General features: G+C 63.6%; 23 protein-coding genes. 15 read left to right on the top strand and 8 right to left on the bottom strand.

Going from position 1 to position 19,656, the window contains the following annotated elements:
* Positions 1-79 precede the first annotated feature (79 nt).
* The 3 genes from ACE3OO_RS18600 to ACE3OO_RS18590 all read left to right on the top strand — a co-directional run bounded on the left by ACE3OO_RS18600 (position 80) and on the right by ACE3OO_RS18590 (position 3,958).
* Complete coding sequence (locus tag ACE3OO_RS18600; protein ID WP_374305219.1) at positions 80-745, top strand: DUF2497 domain-containing protein; 666 nt, start codon at positions 80-82, stop codon at positions 743-745.
* Positions 746-875: 130 nt separating this feature from the next.
* Positions 876-3,521, top strand: a complete 2,646-nt coding sequence (locus tag ACE3OO_RS18595; protein WP_374305217.1) for a valine--tRNA ligase — start codon at positions 876-878, stop codon at positions 3,519-3,521.
* A gap of 2 nt (positions 3,522-3,523) precedes the next feature.
* A complete protein-coding gene (locus ACE3OO_RS18590) occupies positions 3,524-3,958 on the top strand; it encodes a cytidine deaminase (RefSeq protein ID WP_374305215.1) in 435 nt (144 codons plus the stop codon).
* A gap of 27 nt (positions 3,959-3,985) precedes the next feature.
* Here ACE3OO_RS18590 and ACE3OO_RS18585 read toward each other — a convergent pair whose 3' ends face one another.
* Complete coding sequence (locus ACE3OO_RS18585) at positions 3,986-5,404, bottom strand: dipeptidase (RefSeq protein WP_374305213.1); 1,419 nt, start codon at positions 5,402-5,404, stop codon at positions 3,986-3,988.
* Positions 5,405-5,531: 127 nt separating this feature from the next.
* Here ACE3OO_RS18585 and ACE3OO_RS18580 point away from each other — a divergent pair, with 127 nt between their 5' ends.
* Genes ACE3OO_RS18580 through ACE3OO_RS18570 form a run of 3 tightly spaced genes read left to right on the top strand, consistent with a single transcriptional unit; the run spans position 5,532 to position 6,911 of the window.
* Positions 5,532-5,915 (top strand): nuclear transport factor 2 family protein, encoded by a 384-nt coding sequence (locus ACE3OO_RS18580; protein ID WP_374305211.1) that lies wholly within the window; start codon positions 5,532-5,534, stop codon positions 5,913-5,915.
* Between the two features lie 4 nt (positions 5,916-5,919).
* Positions 5,920-6,054: a hypothetical protein gene (locus ACE3OO_RS18575; protein ID WP_374305209.1), complete on the top strand. Its 135-nt coding sequence runs from the start codon at positions 5,920-5,922 to the stop codon at positions 6,052-6,054.
* A 5-nt stretch (positions 6,055-6,059) separates the two neighbouring features.
* Positions 6,060-6,911, top strand: a complete 852-nt coding sequence (locus tag ACE3OO_RS18570; protein ID WP_374305207.1) for an alpha/beta fold hydrolase — start codon at positions 6,060-6,062, stop codon at positions 6,909-6,911.
* Here ACE3OO_RS18570 and ACE3OO_RS18565 read toward each other — a convergent pair.
* On the bottom strand, positions 6,908-8,158 hold the full coding sequence (locus ACE3OO_RS18565) for an MFS transporter (RefSeq protein WP_374305205.1): 1,251 nt from the start codon (positions 8,156-8,158) through the stop codon (positions 6,908-6,910). The genes ACE3OO_RS18570 and ACE3OO_RS18565 overlap by 4 nt on opposite strands.
* A 228-nt stretch (positions 8,159-8,386) precedes the next feature.
* On the opposite strand from ACE3OO_RS18565, the gene ACE3OO_RS18560 reads away from it, so the two are divergent.
* Together ACE3OO_RS18560 and ACE3OO_RS18555 are read left to right on the top strand one after the other, a co-directional pair.
* A complete protein-coding gene (locus ACE3OO_RS18560; RefSeq protein ID WP_374305203.1) occupies positions 8,387-8,533 on the top strand; it encodes a hypothetical protein in 147 nt (48 codons plus the stop codon).
* Between the two features lie 105 nt (positions 8,534-8,638).
* On the top strand, positions 8,639-9,016 hold the full coding sequence (locus ACE3OO_RS18555; protein ID WP_374305201.1) for an antibiotic biosynthesis monooxygenase: 378 nt from the start codon (positions 8,639-8,641) through the stop codon (positions 9,014-9,016).
* On the opposite strand, the gene ruvX is transcribed toward ACE3OO_RS18555, so the two are convergent.
* Positions 9,013-9,480, bottom strand: coding sequence for a Holliday junction resolvase RuvX (ruvX, locus tag ACE3OO_RS18550; RefSeq protein WP_374305198.1), 468 nt, complete (start codon positions 9,478-9,480; stop codon positions 9,013-9,015). The genes ACE3OO_RS18555 and ruvX overlap by 4 nt on opposite strands.
* Before the next feature lie 108 nt (positions 9,481-9,588).
* Here ruvX and gatC point away from each other — a divergent pair, with 108 nt between their 5' ends.
* From gatC to ACE3OO_RS18520, 6 genes are all read left to right on the top strand, one after another.
* On the top strand, positions 9,589-9,876 hold the full coding sequence (gene gatC / locus ACE3OO_RS18545) for an Asp-tRNA(Asn)/Glu-tRNA(Gln) amidotransferase subunit GatC (RefSeq protein ID WP_374305196.1): 288 nt from the start codon (positions 9,589-9,591) through the stop codon (positions 9,874-9,876).
* Complete coding sequence (gene gatA / locus ACE3OO_RS18540) at positions 9,876-11,354, top strand: Asp-tRNA(Asn)/Glu-tRNA(Gln) amidotransferase subunit GatA (RefSeq protein WP_374305194.1); 1,479 nt, start codon at positions 9,876-9,878, stop codon at positions 11,352-11,354. Before gatC ends, gatA begins: the two co-directional genes overlap by 1 nt.
* A 1-nt stretch (position 11,355) precedes the next feature.
* Complete coding sequence (gene gatB, locus ACE3OO_RS18535) at positions 11,356-12,816, top strand: Asp-tRNA(Asn)/Glu-tRNA(Gln) amidotransferase subunit GatB (protein ID WP_374305192.1); 1,461 nt, start codon at positions 11,356-11,358, stop codon at positions 12,814-12,816.
* Between the two features lie 102 nt (positions 12,817-12,918).
* Positions 12,919-13,524, top strand: a complete 606-nt coding sequence (locus ACE3OO_RS18530) for a DUF6655 family protein (RefSeq protein WP_374305190.1) — start codon at positions 12,919-12,921, stop codon at positions 13,522-13,524.
* A 170-nt stretch (positions 13,525-13,694) separates the two neighbouring features.
* On the top strand, positions 13,695-15,149 hold the full coding sequence (locus ACE3OO_RS18525) for a hypothetical protein (protein ID WP_374305188.1): 1,455 nt from the start codon (positions 13,695-13,697) through the stop codon (positions 15,147-15,149).
* Between the two features lie 81 nt (positions 15,150-15,230).
* Complete coding sequence (locus ACE3OO_RS18520) at positions 15,231-16,211, top strand: NADPH:quinone reductase (RefSeq protein ID WP_374305186.1); 981 nt, start codon at positions 15,231-15,233, stop codon at positions 16,209-16,211.
* A gap of 44 nt (positions 16,212-16,255) precedes the next feature.
* Here ACE3OO_RS18520 and ACE3OO_RS18515 read toward each other — a convergent pair whose 3' ends face one another.
* On the bottom strand, positions 16,256-16,684 hold the full coding sequence (locus ACE3OO_RS18515) for a CBS domain-containing protein (RefSeq protein ID WP_374305184.1): 429 nt from the start codon (positions 16,682-16,684) through the stop codon (positions 16,256-16,258).
* Between the two features lie 196 nt (positions 16,685-16,880).
* Here ACE3OO_RS18515 and ACE3OO_RS18510 point away from each other — a divergent pair, with 196 nt between their 5' ends.
* Positions 16,881-17,183, top strand: coding sequence for a plasmid stabilization protein (locus tag ACE3OO_RS18510; RefSeq protein WP_374305182.1), 303 nt, complete (start codon positions 16,881-16,883; stop codon positions 17,181-17,183).
* 1 nt (position 17,184) lies between these two features.
* Here ACE3OO_RS18510 and ACE3OO_RS18505 read toward each other — a convergent pair whose 3' ends face one another.
* From ACE3OO_RS18505 to ACE3OO_RS18490, 4 genes are read right to left on the bottom strand one after another with little or no spacing between them, the layout of a single operon-like run.
* The gene (locus tag ACE3OO_RS18505) at positions 17,185-17,568 is read right to left on the bottom strand and encodes a cytochrome c (RefSeq protein WP_374305180.1); all 384 of its coding nucleotides are present in this window, start codon (positions 17,566-17,568) and stop codon (positions 17,185-17,187) included.
* 1 nt (position 17,569) lies between these two features.
* The gene (locus tag ACE3OO_RS18500; protein WP_374305178.1) at positions 17,570-17,866 is read right to left on the bottom strand and encodes a copper-binding protein; all 297 of its coding nucleotides are present in this window, start codon (positions 17,864-17,866) and stop codon (positions 17,570-17,572) included.
* A gap of 15 nt (positions 17,867-17,881) precedes the next feature.
* Complete coding sequence (locus ACE3OO_RS18495) at positions 17,882-18,370, bottom strand: plastocyanin/azurin family copper-binding protein (protein WP_374305176.1); 489 nt, start codon at positions 18,368-18,370, stop codon at positions 17,882-17,884.
* 4 nt (positions 18,371-18,374) lie between these two features.
* Positions 18,375-19,652 carry a multicopper oxidase family protein gene (locus ACE3OO_RS18490; RefSeq protein ID WP_374305174.1) on the bottom strand — a complete coding sequence of 426 codons (1,278 nt, stop codon included), beginning with the start codon at positions 19,650-19,652 and terminating at the stop codon, positions 18,375-18,377.
* Positions 19,653-19,656 lie beyond the last annotated feature (4 nt).

Here is a 19,656-nt window from a genome sequence, read left to right as displayed (position 1 = left end):
ACGGTTTTCGGCTGCCGCCAAAATGTAACGCAACCCCGGACCCCTGTTGGTCCCGGGTGCAGGATGTGTCGGGCGAGGGATGAGCGACCCAAAAGCTGGTCAGAATGAACCGACGATGGAGGAAATCCTTGCCTCCATCCGCCGGATCATTTCCGAGGACGGAGCCGATCAGCAGCCCGCGCCGCCTGCCGAGGAGACGGCTGCGCCGCCGGCCGCCGAACCCGAGCCGGAATTCGAGCCCGAGCCCACGATGGCCGCGCGGGAGCCCGAGCCGGAGCCTGCCTTTGAGCCCGAGCCGGCTTACGAACCGGAACCGGTCCCGGAGCCCGAGCCTGAACCCGAGCCGGCCATGATGGCCGCGCCGGAACCCGAGCCCGCTTACGAACCGCCTCCGCCGCCTCCGCCGCCACCGCCGCGTCGAGCAGCGCCGCCGCCACCGCCGCCGCGCGAAGACATCCTCGAACTCACCGATGTCGTACGCGACGACGTGGAAGGCTTGGTCTCCGCGCCGATCGCCAGCCGCGCCGCCGCCCATCTGGGCCAGCTTTCCAGTGCCGTGGCCGGCTCGCGCGCCATGGCCATGGGCAATTCCCAGCGCACGCTGGAAGAGCTGGTCAAGGAACTGCTGCGCCCGATGTTGAAGGAGTGGCTGGACGCCCATCTGGCCACCATCGTCCAGCGTATCGTCGAGCGCGAGGTCGCCCGTCTGACCATCCAGGCGGAAGAAGAGCAGGACCACCTCTAAAATCCGGCTTTTCCGGGCCTGTTTAAAGACCCGCGCCGGCCCGCAAGTCTGGACTTGCGGGTCCGGATCGTCTTTATTTTCGGCCCTTTCCCAGCTTTACCCCTGATCAGCCAGACCTGAGTTTGCGCCCATGTTGGACAAGACCTATTCCCCGCAGGATGTTGAAGCCCGCCTTTACAAGGCCTGGGAAGAGAGCGGCGCGTTCAAGGTTGGCGTGAAACAGGGCAAGCCCTACACGATTGCCCTGCCGCCGCCGAACGTGACCGGCAGCCTGCATATGGGCCACGCGCTGAACCATACGCTGCAGGACGTGCTGATCCGCTGGCAGCGCATGCGCGGCCGCGACGCGCTCTGGCAGCCGGGCACCGACCATGCCGGCATCGCCACCCAGATGGTGGTGGAGCGCCAACTGGCCGAGAAGCAGATGAACCGTCACCAGATGGGCCGCGAGGCTTTCGTGCAGCGCGTCTGGGAATGGAAGGCGGAATCCGGCGGCATGATCACAGGTCAGCAGCGCCGCCTGGGCGAAAGCTGCGACTGGAGCCGCGAACGCTTCACCATGGATGATGGTCTCAGCCATGCCGTGCGCAAGGTGTTCGTCGAACTGTATCGCGAGGGCCTGATCTACAAGGATCAGCGCCTGGTGAACTGGGACCCCAAGTTGCTGACCGCGATCTCGGATCTTGAGGTCGAGCAGCATGAGGTGAAGTCGCATCTGTGGTATTTCCGCTATCCCGTCGAGGGCATGGCCGATACCTTCATCACCGTGGCGACCACACGCCCCGAGACGATGCTGGGTGATACCGGCATCGCCGTGCATCCGGAAGACGAGCGCTACAAAGGCCTGGTCGGCAAGTTCGCCATCCTGCCGCTGGTCGGTCGCCGAATCCCCATCGTGGCCGACGAATATTCCGATCCGGAAAAGGGCTCGGGCGCGGTGAAGATCACGCCGGCGCATGACTTCAACGATTTCGAGGTGGGCAAGCGCCATAACCTCGAGATGATCAACATCTTCGACAAGCACGCCCATCTGAACGAGAATGTGCCGGAGAAATACCGCGGCCTGGAACGCTTCAAGGCGCGCAAGCAGATCGTCGCCGAATTGGAAGAGCTGGGCCTGATCGAGAAGATCGAGCCCAACACCCATATGGTGCCCCATGGCGACCGCTCGCAGGTGGTGATCGAGCCCTGGCTGACCGAGCAATGGTATGTGAACGCGGCCGTGCTGGCCAAGCCGGCCATCGAGGCGGTGGAGAAGGGCGACATCCAGTTCGTGCCGAAGAACTGGGAAAAGACCTATTTCGAGTGGATGCGCAACATCCAGCCCTGGTGCATCTCGCGCCAGCTCTGGTGGGGCCATCAGATTCCGGCCTGGTACGGGCCCGATGGCAAGGTGTTTGTCGCCTATGACGAGGCCGAGGCGCAGGCCGAGGCCGACAGGCACTACGGCAAGGTCGTTGGACTCAAGCGCGACGAAGACGTGCTCGACACCTGGTTCTCTTCGGCGCTGTGGCCGTTCTCCACGCTGGGCTGGCCCGAACAGACGCCGGTGCTGAAGTCGCATTACCCGACCGACGTGCTGGTCACCGGCTTCGATATCATCTTCTTCTGGGTCGCCCGCATGATCATGATGGGGCTGCATTTCACCAAGAAGGCGCCGTTCCACACGGTCTACATCCATGCCCTGGTCCGCGACGAGAAGGGCCAGAAGATGTCGAAGTCGAAGGGCAACGTGATGGACCCGCTCGACATCATCGACAAATACGGCGCCGATGCCCTGCGCTTCACGCTCTCCATCTTCGCCGCCCAGGGCCGCGACGTGAAAATGTCGGAGCAGCGCGTCGAGGGTTACCGCAACTTTGCCACCAAGCTTTGGAACGCGGCCCGCTTTGCCGAGATGAACGGCTGTGCGCTGCCCGACAATTTCGATCCGAAAACGCCACAGGGCACGGTCAACAAATGGATTCTCGGCCGGCTGGGCCAGGCGGTGCGCGATGTGGATGCCGCGCTGGAAGCCTACAAGTTCAATGAGGCCGCCGGCGCGCTGTATCATTTCACCTGGGGCACGTTCTGCGACTGGTATCTGGAGCTGATCAAACCGGCGCTGACCGGTGAGGACGCAGCCCTGAAGGCCGAGACGCAGGCCACCTGCGCCTATGTTCTGCGCCAGCTCATCCATCTGCTGCACCCTTTCATGCCCTTCGTCACCGAAGAGCTGTGGGAGAAGCTCTATGGCGCGCCAGATAGCTTCCTGATGCTGCGCGACTGGCCGAATGACGGCGCGCGGGCGGAAGACAAGACCGCCTCGGCCGAGATCGACTGGCTGATCCGTCTGATCGAGGCGGTGCGCGCCGCGCGCTCGGCCCTGAACGTGCCGGCCGGCGCCAAGATCGCCATGCAGGGCGTGGGCGACGACCCGGAACTGGTTCGCCGCCTGCTGCGCCACAGCGATCCGATCAAGCGGCTGGCTCGTATCGAAACCATCACCATGGAGCAGGCGGCGCCGACAGGTTCGGGCTGCGCGCGTATCGTGGTGGATGGCACCACTTTCGTTTTGCCGCTGGCCGATGTGATCGACATTGCCAAGGAAAAGGCCCGTCTGGCCAAGGAGCGTGACAAGGCACTGGCAGAGATTGCCAAGATCGATGCCAAGCTTGGCGATGCCACCTTCGTCTCGCGCGCGCCGGAAGCGGTGGTGGAAGAGCAGCGCGAGCGCCGTGCCGCCCAGACCGCCATGGCTGAGAAGCTCGCCGAGGCGCTGGCGCAACTGGGCTGACCATGACCGCCGCGATAACCCCGGACGACCAGGCCCTGATCGATGCCGCCACGGCGCTGATCAAGCGGCGCTATGCGGTCGGGCGGCATCATATCGCGGCGGCCCTGCGCACACGCTCAGGGAAGATCGTCACCGGCCTGCATCTGGATACCTATGTCGGCCGTGCCTCGGTCTGCGCCGAAGCGGTGGCGGTGGGGCAGGCCATGGCCGATGGAGCAGGGCCCGACGATCCGATCACCGATATTGTCTCGGTGCGCCATCCGCGTCCGACCGAGCAGCACCAGACTGTGCAGATCGTGGCGCCCTGCGGCATCTGCCGCGAGATGCTGCGCGATTTCGCGCCCGAAGCCCGCGTGCTGCTGGCCGATGCCGAGCAGGGCCTGCGGGCCTATCATCCTTCCGATCTGCTGCCGCTGAAATACCATCGGCAGCCCTGACCGGTTCGGCGACAGATTTAGGGCGATTTAGGGCAGACAGGCCAGGAAAACCCGTTGAAGATTGCCGCCGAGCAGTTTGAGGGTTTCATCCTTGCCGAATCCATGCGCCGACAGGGCAGCCGCCAGATCGGGCAGTTGTTCATAGCTGTTGAGGATGGCCGGGCTGATCAAGCCCAGCATATCGGTGCCCAGACCGACATGGTCGACACCAACAACATCCACCATGCGTGCCATGCCTTCGGCCAGTGCGGTCAGGGTCGGGAAGCTGCTGGCTGGTGGCCAGATACCGATCACACCGCCGGTTGCCGCGATCAGGCGGGCATGATCCGGATTGATCGTGCGGCTGTAGCGTGACGGCTGCGGGTTCAGCGCAGTATGCGACAGGATCAGTGGCTTATCGCTCACCGTCGCCGCGCGTTTGACCAGATCGTAAGTGCCGTGGGCGACGTCGACCACGATGCCCAGCCGGTTGCATCGCTGGATCACGGCGGCGCCGAAGTCGGTCAAGCCGTCATGCACGGCCGGCTCGGTCTGGATATCGCCCAGTTCGTTGACACGGTAATGCGTCAGTTGCAGACATCGCATTTGCCAGCGTTCGAATGCCTCGTCGACGCGCTCGATCTTGCCCTCCAGGAAGTCGGCTCCTTCGCTGCTGACGATCACGGCAGGTGTCGATGCACTGGCGGCCAGCAGGCTTTTCGCGTCGGTAACGATGCCAAGCTGCTGGTTCTGCACCAGTTCATGCAGGCGCGTGAATGCATCATGAATATAGGCGTATAATTCGCCGGGCTCCGGCTCGCGCACGGTACGGATGCGCCGCTCCTCCACCCGGGTCGCGATCCGGTCCGCTACCACCGCGAGGCAGATCACCGCCATGCGGCCACTCCGCATGGGGTCCGCCAGCGGCACAAACGGCCGTGTCCGATTGCCCGATCTGCTGGTGGTGACCGCGCCGCCATGGCTGTGCAGATCCATTGTGGTGTGACCGGTCAGCCATTCACGGGCGGCGTCAATATCGGCAAGACTGGGTGCGGCCTGGCTGATGGCGGCCGGTATCCATGATGCAAGTCCGGCTGCAAGGCCAGCGGCCAGCATGCCGCGGCGGGTGAACCCGGGGGCAATGACGGATTCATTGGCAATGGCCGGGCGGATGCTGGTCGGCTGGATTTCCCAATACCACGAGCCATCTTCATCCCGTCGGCGCAGAATGCCGGAGACGCAGAGCGGCGCAGCCTCCAGCTGCGCCGGCAAATCGGTCGCCAGCATGATGAAGCGGGATGGATCGACCGGCAGGCAGCCTCCGCAGCAAGCCGGCTCTTCGGTGATGGCCTGGGGGGCATTGCTGTCTTCCGGATCGATGCGGGTCGGCCAGCCGGTGATCTCGACCGCTTGCCCGTGCAGATGATGGGCGGGCCTGTCGGCCATGTCGATCCAGGTAACGCGCATGCTGCCTCCGCAGTGGCAGGATGACCGGTTGTTCCGACCAAGGGAAGCCGAAATGTATGACTGCAATACTGGGCTTGACGACTCGTGGCCGGTGCTGGTCTGTTGCGGCCCGGACAGGGAGGCATGCATGAATAATCCGCAGCTCAACGACATCCTCGCCACCGTGCAGACCTATCTGGATGGGCTGTATGAAGGCGACACGACCAAGATCCGCCAGGCTTTCCATCCGGCCTCCAGCCTGTTCGCCGCCATCGACGGCAAACTGGTGAATGTGCCGCGCGAGGAATGGTGCAAGCTGATCGAGGGCCGGCCCTCGCCCAAAGCCAAAGGACAGACCCGCGAGCATGACCGCGTACTGTCGGTCGACATCACCGGCCCCGACACGGCCATGGTGAAGGTGAACTGTGCCATCCTGCCGCGTTTCTTCACCGACTATCTCAGCCTCATCCGGCTGGATGGCCGCTGGCAGGTGATCAACAAGACCTATACCGCCGAAACCCTGCCGAGCTGATGCCATGCGCGTGCTGACCTTTGTCTCGATTCTGTTCCTACTGTCGGCCTGCGCCGATCCGGCGACGATGTTTGCCGGCGGCCTGCGCGGCTGGTGCAAGACGGCATCCGAGAACTGTACCGTTCACGATACAAACTGAATGTCATGTCTGATTCTCGGCAGGGCGTGATCGCCTGCGACGGTTTCAATCTGCAATACCGCATCGAGGGCGAGGGCCGGCCGGTGCTGGTGGTCGGCAGCGCGCTGTATTACCCGCGCTGCTTCTCCGGCAACCTGCGCCACCACCTGAAGCTCGCATTCATGGATCATCGCGGCTTCGCGCCGGGCAATGCCTGCCCCGACAAGTCGCAATATGCCCTGCCGCTGCTGCTGAATGACATCGAACGTGTGCGCAGCGAACTGGGGCTGGGCCAGGTGACTATCCTGGGGCATTCCGGCCATGGTTTTATGGCGCTGGAATATGCCAAGGCCTATCCGCAGAATGTCTCGCATGTGGTGATGCTGAACGTGGCACCGGATTATTCGCCGGCCGGCCATGCCGCCGCCGAACGTTATCTGGACGAGTCAGTCTGCCCCGAGCGCAAGGCCCTGCTGGCGCAGAACATGGCGAAACTGCCGGCCGCCATCGCGGCGGCGCCGGACAAGGCTTTCGTGACATATTGCCTGCTGACAGGCCCCAAAAGCTGGTTCGATCCGACTTTCGACGCCAGCCATTTATGGCAGGGCGTCGAGACCAACATGACCATGTTCGACCATGTCTGGGGCGAGGTCTTCCGCGACATCGACATCACGCGGGGCCTGGACGCGCTGGACAGGCCGGTTTTCCTCGGACTGGGCCGCCACGATTTTCTCGTGCCGCCGCCCTGGCGCTGGGAAGCGGTGCGGGAGAAATTCCGCGACCTCACCATCCGCGTCTTCGAACGCAGCAGCCACGCGCCCTTCTTGGAGGAACCGGCGCTGTTCGATGCCGAACTGCTGGGCTGGCTGAACCGCTAGACCGCCTGCGTCGTCTGCGTTTGCGAGCGGCGGCGCACGGTAATCGCCGTGAACATGCCGCAGGCCAGCACGGCGGCAACGAAGATCAGCACACCATCGGCATGGCCGTGGTCGAGCAACTGGCCCATCACCAGCGGCGCCAACGCCGAGCCGGCATCGAGGCCGGAATAGACAAAGCCGAAGACGCGACCCGACGCGCCCTTGGGCGTGGCGCCACGCACGATCAGGTCGCGCGAGGGCACGGTGAATCCGATCAGGAAACCGGCTGAAGCGATGGCGGCGATCATCGCCATGGTTGGCATCGGCACCAGCGCCACCAGCAGCATCAGCGCGGCGCCGCCCAGCATGCCGCCGATCACGCTCATCTCCACCTTCAGGCCGCGATCGGCCGCCCAGCCGCCGACCAGGATGCCGCCGGCGGAAGCGAGCAGGAAGCCGGTGAGCGCCGTGGTGCCGATGGCCAGCGGCGTGCCATACAGCGCCAGCAGCGTCGCCGGCATGAAGTTCTGCAGGCCCACCGTCACGGTGGAATTGAACATGAAATAGACGAAGCACATCAGCACCGGCAGGGTCAGCAGCGGGCCGAGCGGCACCGCCTTGCCGGCCGTCTCGGTTCCGGCCTTCTTCTCGCGCCGCGCCAGGCCGGCATCGTCTTTCAGCAACTCGCGGTTCAGCACCAGTGCGGCCAGGATGCCGAGCCCGATCACGGCCGCCACGGCCGGCGCGGCATGCCAGCCGGCGAAAGCGGCCACGCCGCCCATCAGCGCGGGCGCCAGCGCCCAGCCGAGGTTGCCGGCAAAGGTATGCGTGCCATAGGCCATGCCCAGCCGTTTCTGGTCGATGCTGGCACTGAGGATCGAATAATCGGCGGGATGGAACACGCAGTTGCCCAGGCCGGCGATCAGCATCACGGGCATCAGCAGCCAGTAGCTCTGCACCAGCGACAGCATCAGGATGCCGAAACAGAAAATCCCCAGTCCGCCGATCAGTACGTTGCGCGCGCCGATGCGGTCGACCAGGAAGCCGGCCGGCGTCTGCAGTACACCCGACACCACGTAGAACATGGTGGTGACGATGCCCAGCTCGGTATAGCTGACCTGGAAGGCCTCCTTGAGGAAGGGAAACAGCGACGGCAGCACAAGCTGGAAAAAGTGGCTGCAGCCATGGGCCGCGCCCACCAGGGCCATCACCTTGATGTCTTTGTTGGCGGTGGGTTGATGGCCGGCGGGAAGGGCGAAATCGGTCATGGGGCCTGCGGGACGGACGATGGCTGTTTCCTCCGGCTGTCTCGCCGGTTGGAACAAGACTAGCAGATAATCCCCCTTGGCCCAGCGGAAACTCCCGGCCCGGACGATCTTTCACTGGGGCTCAACCATAGTTATGGTATCCATACGGAAACCGGGTCCGCGGGTCGCGAAATATTGGGGAAGACGGGCTTCGTTTTGCCGGCCTGCAGGTAACGATTGCCATGGTGCATGTCGGACCGCCCGCGCGCCAAGCAGATCAGGCTGGCGATCTTCAGCGTCGCCGCCTTGCTGCGCTTCATGGTGATTGGGCTCTACGACCGGCCGTTCCACAACGGTGTGCCGCCCACCGCGCTGCTGAAAATCCACCCGGGCTGAGCCCCTGGCACTTTACCGCCGCCCCGACGTTTCTGTTGCGGCTTGCCGCAGTGGCGGGCCATTGTATATTCATTATAACCATTATGACGGTTACTGGAGAATCGCATGACGCTCGCCAGCCATCAGGACATCGTCACCTCATGGCCCCACCGCAGAACGGCGGTCGCGCGGATTTGGAAAGGGCGCACGCCGGCCGCCCGCGCCGACGAGTATGCGGCGATCCTGCAGAAAAGTTGCGACCTGATCGCCAGCAAGCAAGGCAACCTCGGTGTGCAGATGTTCCGCAATGACGAGGGCGATGTTGCCCATTTCATGGTGATTTCCTACTGGCCGGCCATGGAGGCAATGCGCACCTGGAGCGGCGGGGATGACGTGCGTCGCGTGCATCATCTGCCGGAAGATATGGATTTCCTGCTCGAATTGCCGGAATTCGTCGAGGTCTACGAATTGCAGCACAATGCCTGGGTGACGCGCGCCACTTAACCCGGTTGTTGCGCCAGCCAGTCCAGATAGGATTGCAGGATGTAGCCGGCGGCCAGCTTGTCGACCAGCTCGGCGCGGCGGGCGCGGCTCAGATCGGCTTCCTCGGTCATCATGCGCTGCACGGCCACCGTGCTCAGGCGCTCGTCCCACAGGGCGACGGGCAGGGGGATCAGCTGCGACAGGTTGCGGGCAAAGGCCCGCGTCGCCTGGCAACGCGGGCCTTCCGTGCCATCCATGTTCACCGGCAGGCCCAGCACCAGGGCGCCGACGCCTTCCTTCGCCACGATCTTCTGCAGTTCGGCGGCGTCCTGGGTGAATTTCTTGCGCGGCAGGGTTTGGTAGGGGCTGGCGATCCGGTGCCCGGCATCGGAGAGCGCGAGTCCGATGGTTTTTGTGCCCAGATCGAAGCCGAGATAACGCTGGCCGATATCCAGCCGGATCGGGCCTTCTGCCGGACGGAACAAGGACTTAACGGGCTGGGGAGCGGGGTTGCCGGGGCCGGTCACGAGTGATACTTTCCGCCGCAATTTCAAAGGGATTCTCCCCAGTTACTACCACGGAACGGACAGCGCATGTCACTGGATAGAACGGCGGTGGCGAAAATCGCCAAGCTGGCCCGGCTGAAGATGGAGCCGGAGCGGCTGGACGCCATGACTTCGGAACTGAACAGCATCCTCAGCTTCGTCGAGGAACTGCAGGCGGTGAATACCGACAACATCCCGCCGATGACCTCGGTGATGCCGATGAAGCTGCGCCAGCGCGAGGATGAAGTGACTGACGGCGGCAAGCCGGAAGCCGTTTTGAAGAACGCGCCGCAGCGCCAGGGCGATTTCTATACCGTGCCGAAGGTGGTCGAGTGATGACTGTCGATCCCGCTTCGCTCACCATTGCCGGCGCCCTCGAGGGACTGGCGAAGAAGGATTTCACCTCGGTCGAACTGACCCAGGCCAGCATCGAGGCCATGCAGGCGGCCAAACCGCTGAACGCCATGATCACCGAGACGCCGGAAAAGGCGCTGGAGATGGCCAAGGCCTCTGACGCCCGCCGCGCCGCCGGAAAGGCCGGCCTGCTGGAGGGCATTCCGCTCGCCATCAAGGACCTGTTCTGCACCGAAGGCGTGCTGACCACGGCGGCCAGCCACATCCTCGACGGCTTTAAGCCGGCCTATGAAAGCACCGCCACCGCCAATCTGTGGCAGGCCGGTGCGGTGATGCTGGGCAAGCTGAACCTCGACGAATTCGCCATGGGCTCGTCGAACGAGACCAGCTACTACGGCCCCGCCATCAATCCCTGGCGCGCGCAGGACGGCACCAGACTGGTGCCCGGCGGCTCGTCGGGCGGTTCGGCCGCGGCCGTCGCCGCCGGCTTCGCCTTGGGCGCCACCGGCACCGATACCGGCGGCTCGATCCGCCAGCCGGCCTCGCTCTGCGGCATCACCGGCATCAAGCCCACCTATGGCCGCGTGTCGCGCTGGGGCATCGTGGCGTTTGCCTCCTCGCTCGACCAGGCCGGCCCGATGACCCGCAGCGTGCGCGATTCCGCGCTGATGCTGCAGGCCATGGCCGGCTTCGATCCGAAGGACAGCACCTCGGTCGATACCCCGGTGCCCGATTACACCGCCAGTCTGGAAGCGGGCGTAAAGGGCCTGCGCATCGGCATTCCGCGCGAATACCGCATGGACGGCATGAATCCGGAAATCCTGGCGCTGTGGGAGCAGGGCAAGCAGTGGCTGAAGGATGCCGGCGCCGAGATCGTCGACATCCACCTGCCGCACACCCATTACGCGCTGGCGGCTTACTACATCGTGGCGCCGGCCGAGGCTTCGTCGAACCTCGCCCGCTATGACGGCGTGCGCTATGGCCTGCGCGTGCCGGGCAAGGACCTGATCGAGATGTATGAGAATACCCGCGGCGAAGGGTTTGGCCGCGAGGTGCAGCGTCGCATCATGATCGGCACCTACGTTCTGTCGGCCGGTTATTACGACGCCTACTACACCAAGGCGCAGCGCGTGCGCACGCTGATCAAGAAGGATTTCGAGCAGGCCTTCCAGCGTGTCGACGCCATCCTGACGCCGACCGCGCCGAACACCGCTTTCCCGCTGGGCGCCAAGACCGACGACCCGATCACCATGTACCTGAATGACGTGTTCACGGTGCCGGTGAACCTGGCCGGCCTGCCCGGCATGTCGCTGCCCGCCGGTCTGAGTGCCGACGGTCTGCCCTGGGGTCTGCAGCTGATCGGCCGCCCGTTCGACGAGGCGACCCTGCTGCGTGTTGGCCGCACGGTCGAGAAGGCCGCGAATTTCACCGCCAAACCCACCGCCTGGTGGAGGTCGTAACATGGCTGAGAAAGATTATATCCAGGGCGCCACGGGTCCGTGGGAGATCGTCATCGGCATGGAAGTCCATGCCCAGGTATTGTCGAAGTCCAAGCTGTTCTCCGGCGCGGCAACGAATTTCGGCGCCGAGCCGAACCATCAGGTCAGCCTGGTGGATGCCGCCATGCCCGGCATGCTGCCGGTGATCAACCGCTATTGCATCGAGCAGGCGGTGCGCACGGGGCTGGGCCTCAAGGCGCAGATCAACCTGCATTCGGTGTTCGACCGCAAGAACTACTTCTACGCCGACCTGCCGCAGGGCTACCAGATCAGCCAGTACAAGCAGCCGATCGTGGGCGAGGGCAAACTGCTGCTCGACATGCCCGACGGCAGCACGCGCGAGATCGGCATCACCCGCCTGCACCTGGAGCAGGATGCGGGCAAGAGCCTGCATGACCAGAGCCCGCGCGAAAGCTTTATCGACCTCAACCGTTCCGGCGTAGCGCTGATGGAGATCGTCTCCGAACCCGACATGCGGAATTCGGAAGAGGCCGGGCTGTACCTGAAGAAGCTGCGCACCATCCTGCGTTATCTCGGCACCTGCGACGGCAACATGGACGAAGGCTCCATGCGTGCCGACGTCAACGTGTCGGTGCGCCGGCCGGGCGAGGGCCTGGGCACACGCTGCGAGATCAAGAACGTCAATTCCGTGCGCTTCGTGCAGCAGGCCATCGAATACGAAGCCCGCCGCCAGATCGAAATCCTGGAAGAGGGCGGCCAGATCGATCAGGAAACCCGCCTGTTCGACACGGCCAAGGGCGTGACGCGCAGCATGCGTTCCAAGGAAGAAGCGCATGACTATCGCTACTTCCCTGATCCCGACCTGCTGCCACTGGAACTCGATGGCGAATGGGTGAACGAGATCGCCCGCACCCTGCCGGAGTTGCCCGACGAGAAGAAGGCGCGCTTCATCGAGAAGCTGGGCCTCAGCCCCTATGACGCCGCCGTTCTGGTGGCCGAAAAGGAGTCGGCTGATTTCTACGAGAAGGTCGCCAAGGGCCGCGACGGCAAGCTCTGCGCCAACTGGGTGATCACCGAGTATTTCGGCGTGCTGAACAAGTCCGGCCAGTCGATGGACGAGTTCACCATCACGGCCGAGAAGCTGGGCGGCCTGGTCGACCTGATCAGCGACAACACGATCTCGAACCGCTTGGCCAAGGATGTCTTCGCCCTGATGGTGGAAACCGGCAAGGATGCCGCCACCATCGTGGAAGAGAAGGGCATGAAGCAGGTCACCGATACCGGCGCGATCGAGAAGGTGATCGACGAGGTGATGGCGGCCAATGCCGACAAGGTGGCGGAATATCGCTCGGGCAAGGACAAGCTGTTCGGCTTCTTCGTCGGCCAGACCATGAAGGCCTCGGGCGGCAAGGCCAATCCGGCGGCGGTGAACGATCTGCTGAAAAAGAAACTGGCGGGCTGATCGCCGCGACATGCAACGATAAAAGGCCGGGCCCCAAAACCCCGGCCTTTTTTCTGCCGCTTTTCTGCGGCATGCAGGGGCATCCCAGATCAAGGATGTCCGATGCTTCGCAGCCTGTTCCTGCCTGCCACGCTTTGTCTGTTGCTCGTCGCCTGCTCCACACAGCGCACCACCGAGCCGGGCCGCACGGCCACCGAGCAGATGCTGTTCTCCACCGCCGCCGAACGCGCCGCCGACAAACTGGCCTTCAGCCTGCCCGAAGGCAGCAAGGTGTTCGTCGATCCCGCCTATGTGGAAGGCACCGACAGCAAATACCTGCTAGGCACCATCCGCGACCGCATCCTGCGCAAGGGCAGCGATCTGGTGGACGACAAGGGCAAGGCTGACATCGTGATCGAGCCGCGCGTCGGCGCCATCTCGGTGGATCGCGACAAGACGCTGTTCGGCATTCCCGATTTCGGCGTGCCAATACCGCTGGCCGGGCAGGTACAGATGCCCGAGATCGCGCTGTTCAAGCGCGACACCCAGCAGGGCGTGATCAAGGTGGCGGCCACGGCTTATAACGCCAGGACCGGCCTGCTGATCCAGTCGCTCGATCCGGTCTATGGTTTCGCGCACAAGAAGGAATGGGCGGCACTGATCTTCTTCTCGTGGGACACCAACGACCTGGTCCCGGAGCCGGCGCGGCAGGATTGGGTCGGGCAGTAAGGCCGATTGTGGTCTTGCCCGGCGGGACGGTGATATGTACTAGTTTAGATGGTTAAATTAAGCATTCACTGGTAGTATTTGATTTCTCTCGGCTTTCCCGGGTTGCACAACCGCCGGCTATACCGCTAATTGAGCCGGCCTTTCCCTGAATTCCGCCAAAAGAGCGGGTCATGTTCTGCGAAACCGAAGCTGAAACCTTTGCCGATCCGGCACGCGAATTGATCTTCCAGGTTGCCCGGGGTTACCTGGAGCGGCGTGCCATCACGGCCACCGAACTGGTTTTCGAGCCGGCGCAGCACAAGGCTCTGCTGGACGATGGCGCGCGGTTCCAGGAAATCCTGCAGCGCATCGCCCTGCTGCAGGGGCAGCACACCAAGCGCCCCGTTCTGGAGCGCATGAAGGAGCTCACCGCGCTGGCCGAAGCGGCCATGCGCCGTGTCGAAGCCCAGGCGGCGAAATTGCCAACACTGACCGCCATCGCCGAGGCGCAACAGCAGGGTTTCCTGCGTGGGACCATGATCGATGAATGGGTGCGGGACGGTGTTGTCGTCGCTCGCCTGGTTGCGGCCAGCGATGGCTGGGAAGCCAAGGCGGGTCTGTGTCTCGATCTGCTGGAAGCCGGACTGGGAAATGAAAGCCATGCGCTGGCGGATCAGACCCTGTCCGAGATCCTGCGCCTGAAACCGGCCGCGCCATCGCTGTATGGCGAAGCCGGCCGGCGCCGCCTGATCGATATCTGCCTGGGACTGGCCGGCGAGAACCTGCCATCCGATGTTCCCGAGGTGTTGAGACGTTTGCGGCAAACCGTCGATGCCATGGCTCTGTCGCATAGCCGGGCCGCGATCTGTGAAAAGCTGGCTGAAGCATTGGATGGCAGTTTGCCGTTATTCAGCAATGAGCCTTATCTGGAATGGCAGGGGCTGCAGATGCTGCGTCAGCGCCTCGCGGCGCGGCCAATGCTGGCCGGCGATCCGGCGATCCAGACCAACCTGGCGCGGCGCTTTGCCCGTTTCGCCACGCCGGAACTGCTCAATCCGATCCTGGCCCGAGAACCGGATATCGCGCGCAAACTGCTGTTCCTGCTCGGGCTGTATCGCGAGGTGGAAGAGGGCAATGCCCGCTTCGAGTTGCAGGGCATCCTGTCGCATTACATGGAGCATCGCGATTTCAAGACCCAGTTCCTGGGACCGCAGGCGACGCGCGAGGAATTCGCGACCCTGGCCGCCGCGATTTCCGAGGCGCTGGTCCGTGCCGATATTCCCGATCAACGCAAGGCAAGGCTGCTGGATCAGTTCCGCAGCCAGCTTGCCGCAGTAGTGAAGCCCAATGGTCAGCGCAATATCCAGCGCGGCCAGGGTGGGCCCAACGACGCGGTGATCGTGCAGGGTTTGCGCATTCCTTTGCGCAACTGGAGCCCGGTCGGCCTGCTGTTCGGTCCCTGTCCGCCCGGCATGGCGATCGGCGACAAGCTGTCTATTGCGGTGGAAATCCGTAGCGCCGGGCTCAATCTCGATTTCCGCGCCGAGGCGGAAGTGCTGCGGGTGACCGATGACGTGGTCGCGGCCCGTTATGCCTGCAATGATGCCGCCATCGTGCAGCGCATCAAATCCTATTTTGCCGTCTGAGCACTCGCCGTCTCGGCATTCAGTTGTCTGCCGCGCGGCCCTTGCCTAATCTGCTGCGGTAGAATGATGAGGGAGGCGGCGTTGCGGGCAGCTTGGTATAGCAAAAACGGTGCGGCGCGCGAGGTGCTGGAGGTTGGCGAACTGCCAACGCCGGAGCCCGGGCGTGGCGAGGTGCGGGTACGGCTTCATGTATCCGGCGTCAATCCCTCGGATGTGAAAAGCCGTCGCGGCCGCCCCCTGATCGCCGAACGGATTGTCCCGCACAGCGACGGTGCCGGTGTCATCGACGCCGTTGGGCCGGATGTGCCGGCCTCTCGTGTCGGCCAAAGGGTCTGGACCTGGAACGGCCAGTGGCAACGGCCATTTGGCACAGCGGCCGAGTATATCGTGCTGCCGTCGCAGCAGGCGGTGGCATTGCCCGACGATGTGGCCTTTGATGCCGGTGCCTGTTTCGGCATTCCGGCGTTGACCGCGATCCATGCGGTCAACCTGCTGGGCGCGATCAAGGGGCGTACCGTATTGGTGATCGGCGCGGCCACGTCGGTTGGCCATTATGTCGCCCAGGTGGCGGCCCGGCGCGGCGCCAGGGTGATTGGCACGGTTGGTTCGGTCGAGAAGGCTGCCCATGCCAAGGCCGCGGGCGTCGCCGAGGTGATCGATTACAAGCGTGAGGACGTCGCTCAGCGCGTGAAGGACCTGACCGGCGGCGTCGGGGCCGATGCGGTGGTCGACATGGATTTTTCCTCCACCGCCGCGATGCTTGCCCAGGGCATCTTGCGACCGCATGGCGAGCTGGTCAGTTATGGCTCCAACAGCATGGAGCAGGTGCCGGTGCCATTCCGCGACCTGTTGTTTCGCGGCATTACCCTGCGGTTCTTCGTGGTCTACGAATTGTTGCCGGCCGAACGTGAAAAAGCCCTGTCCGACCTGCATGAACTGCTGACGGCCAAGGCCCTGCGGCATACCATCGCGGCGCGTTTTCCGCTGCATGAAATAGCCGCTGCCCATGAAGCGGTGGAGCAGGGTCGCTTCACGGGCAACGTGGTGCTTGATCTCGCCTGATCTATCCGCTCGGCCTGGTGCCGGGCTCAGATCAGGACAATGTCTCACCGCATGCCGGCCAGGCTCTGGTTATGCTGGTCGCCAGGCTCGGAAACCTTGCGGACCATGTCGACGGTGTGCCGTGGATGACCATCCAGGGCAATGTCGCCCAGCGATATAATGCCAACCAGCCGCTTGTCGCGGTTCACCACCGGCAGACGCCGGACCTGAATGTCGCCCATGTTCTTGGTGACATGGGCAAGGTCTTCGTCCTCGAAACAGTATTTGATGTCGCGGGTCATCACGTCGCGGATCGGCGTATCCGGCGCGCAGCCTTTGCCAACGCCGCGAATGGCAATGTCACGGTCCGTGATCATGCCGACCAGTTGATCGTTTTCACCCACCGGCAGGCTGCCGATGTCATGGGCGGCCATGGCCTGTGCGGCCTCCGAAATCGTCTGCATGGGCGAGGCGATATGTACATCCCGGCTCATGACTTCACTGATTCTCATTGCATCCTCCTTTTCTGCTTGAACCAGCCTGATGTGGGGAGAGATATGCAGCCGGCAAACCGGTTTCGGTTGCGGGAAAGTCATTCTCCCATAAAAGTCACAGCCACATGCCAGTGCGGAACCATTTGGCGGCGGCGCGGTTGCGATGCGGAGAGGCATATATTCGCAGGAGGGCATCATGCCGCGTGGCGACAAATCGAAATACACGGAGAAGCAGAAACGCCAGGCCGAGAAAATCGAGAAGGGCTACAGGAAGCGCGGCGTCGGCGAGGGTGAAGCCGAGCGCCGCGCCTGGGCCACGGTGAACAAGATGACCGGCGGCGGCCGCAAGAGTGGCTCCGGTGTCGGCAAGCCGACCAACAAGGCGCCAGCAAAAAAAGGTGGCCGCAAGGGTGGTGCGGCATCGGCCGCGCGCCCGAAATCAGCCCGCGTTGCCTCGGCCAAGAAGGCGGCGGCAACCCGCAAGCGACGCGGACATTAGCTCAGTCGATGCCGTTGGCCTTCTGCACCTCGCGTACGAAGCGTATGATGGCAATCGCGTCCTCGCGACCGATTGCGGGCTGCGGCGGCATGTTGCCGAACCGCCAGTGATGTTGGCGCGTGCCCTGGGCCATGGCGACCAGGAAGGCCATGTCGCCATGATGCGAGGATTCATAGATCTTGTGGATCAGCGGCGGCCCCTGTTTGGTGTTCCCCTGGCCCCAGTCGCCATGGCATTGCGCGCAGGTCTTGCCAAACGCGATGCGGCCCTGTTCGGCCAAGGGGCTGAGCTGTGCCGGCTTTTGCACGGCGACCATACCGTCCTGCGCACCGGCAGTTCCGACCATCGCTGTGCCGATCAGGACCATGAGCACGTAACGCCACATTCTACTTCTCCGGTTCGGCCGAGAGAATCCAGTAGCCGCCATCATCCTTGCTGACGACGAACCTGCCCTTGTCGCCGGGTTTCAGCCGGTCCAGCAGGGAGGCATCCTTTGCCTGAAAGACCATGCTCATGGCCGGCATATCCAGTTCGCCGGCAATGGGGCCGTGGCGCAGGGTGATCTTGCCGGTCGTTTTGTCGACGCGGCGCACTTCGCCTTCGGTTGTGCCGGTCTGGGCCCATAATGGCCCACTGGCCAGGGTGATCATTCCGGCCATAACGGCTGCGGTGAACTGTCTCATGATGCTCTCCAGTAATCAGCGGACGATGATCCGGCCCTTCATGCCGGCCGGCATGTGACCGGGCACAAGGCAGCCATAATCAAAGCTGCCGGCCTTGGTGAATGTCCACAGGATGGTCTTGCTCTGGCCGGGCTCCACGGTCACGGCATTGGGATCGTCATGCTCCATATCCGGATGCTGTTCCATCACCTTGGCATGCTCGACCAGCTCGTCCATGGTGCCGAGCGTCATTTCATGCCTGAGCTGGCCGTTGTTTTTGACAACAAAACGAATTGTCTCGCCGCGTTTGACCGTCACGGTCTCGGGGCTGAAGCGCATCTCGTCGGACATGACGATACTGATGGTGCGGGCTTTCGCCTTCGGGTCGCCCGGTTCACCCAGGGCGGCGGCATGGCCGTCATAATGGCCCCCGCCATGGCTACCATGGCCGCCGCTATGTCCAGGGGCGGCAAGAGCAGGAGCGGCCAGCAAGCCAAGAGTCAGAACAAGAGTAGCGGTCTTCATCGGTCTATCCTTTCCATTTATAGGCAACGGTACCCGGAGGATTTTTGTACCAGCCCGGGTCGCGATAATCGTCGCGGGCCAGGCCTTCGCGCACCTTCACCACACTGAACATGCCGCCCATCTCGATGGGGCCGAACGGGCCGCGTCCGGTCATCATCGGCAGGGTGTTGTCGGGCAGGGGCATTTCCATCTCGCCCATATCGGCCATGCCGCGTTCGCCCATCACCATGTAATCCGGGATCAGGTTCACCAGTCGGCGGGCCACATGCTTGTGATCGACGCCGATCATGGTCGGCACATTGTGGCCCATGGCGTTCATGGTGTGATGTGACTTGTGGCAGTGAAAGGCCCAGTCGCCGGGATTCACCGCGTCGAACTCGAAGGCGCGCATGGCTCCCACCGGCATGTCGATGGTCACTTCGGGCCAGCGCGCCGAGGGCGGCACCCAGCCACCATCGGTGCAGGTGACCGAGAAGTCATAGCCATGCAGATGGATCGGGTGGTTGGTCATGGTCAGGTTGCCCATGCGGATGCGCACGCGGTCGCCCTGCCGCACCACCAGCGGGTCGATGCCGGGGAAGACCCGGCTGTTCCAGCTCCACAGGTTGAACTCGGTCATGGTCGCGATCTTGGGCGTGGCCGCGCCGGGTTCGATGTCATAGGCATTGATCAGGAACACGAAATCGCGGTCGACACGGTACTGGTTCGGATCGCGTGGATGCACCACGAAAAATCCCATCATGCCCATCGCCATCTGCACCATCTCATCGGCATGGGGGTGATACATGAAGGTGCCGGATTTCTTCAGTTCGAACTCATACACATAGGTTTCGCCCGGCTTGATCTGTGGCTGGCTCAGGCCCCCCACGCCGTCCATGCCGCTGGGCAGGATCTGACCGTGCCAGTGGATCGTGGTGTGTTCAGGCAGCTTGTTGGTGACGAACAGCCGCACGCGGTCGCCTTCCACCGCCTCGATGGTCGGGCCGGGCGACTGGCCGTTATAGCCCCACAGATTGGCTTTCATGCCCGGTGCCATCTCGCGCACCACCGGCTCGGCGACGAGATGGAACTCCTTCCAGCCATTGTTCATGCGCCAGGGGGCCGACCAGCCGTTCAGCGTGACGACGGGATGGAAGGGCCGGCCGGTGGAAGGTTGCGGTGGCGGCGCGGTGCCGGGGCCTTGTGAATAGGCCGGTTCAGGGAGGGCGGCCAGCGCGGAGCGGGCGACGGTTGCGGCGGCGATGCCACCGGTGGCGGCGAGCAGGGTGCGACGGGTGAGCATGGCA

The sequence above is a fragment of the Ferrovibrio sp. genome (assembly GCF_041906005.1).
In the GTDB taxonomy this organism is placed as follows: Bacteria; Pseudomonadota; Alphaproteobacteria; order Ferrovibrionales; family Ferrovibrionaceae; genus Ferrovibrio.
The sequence above is the reverse complement of the archived record's forward strand: the minus strand, read 5'-3'. Positions and strand labels throughout refer to the sequence as shown.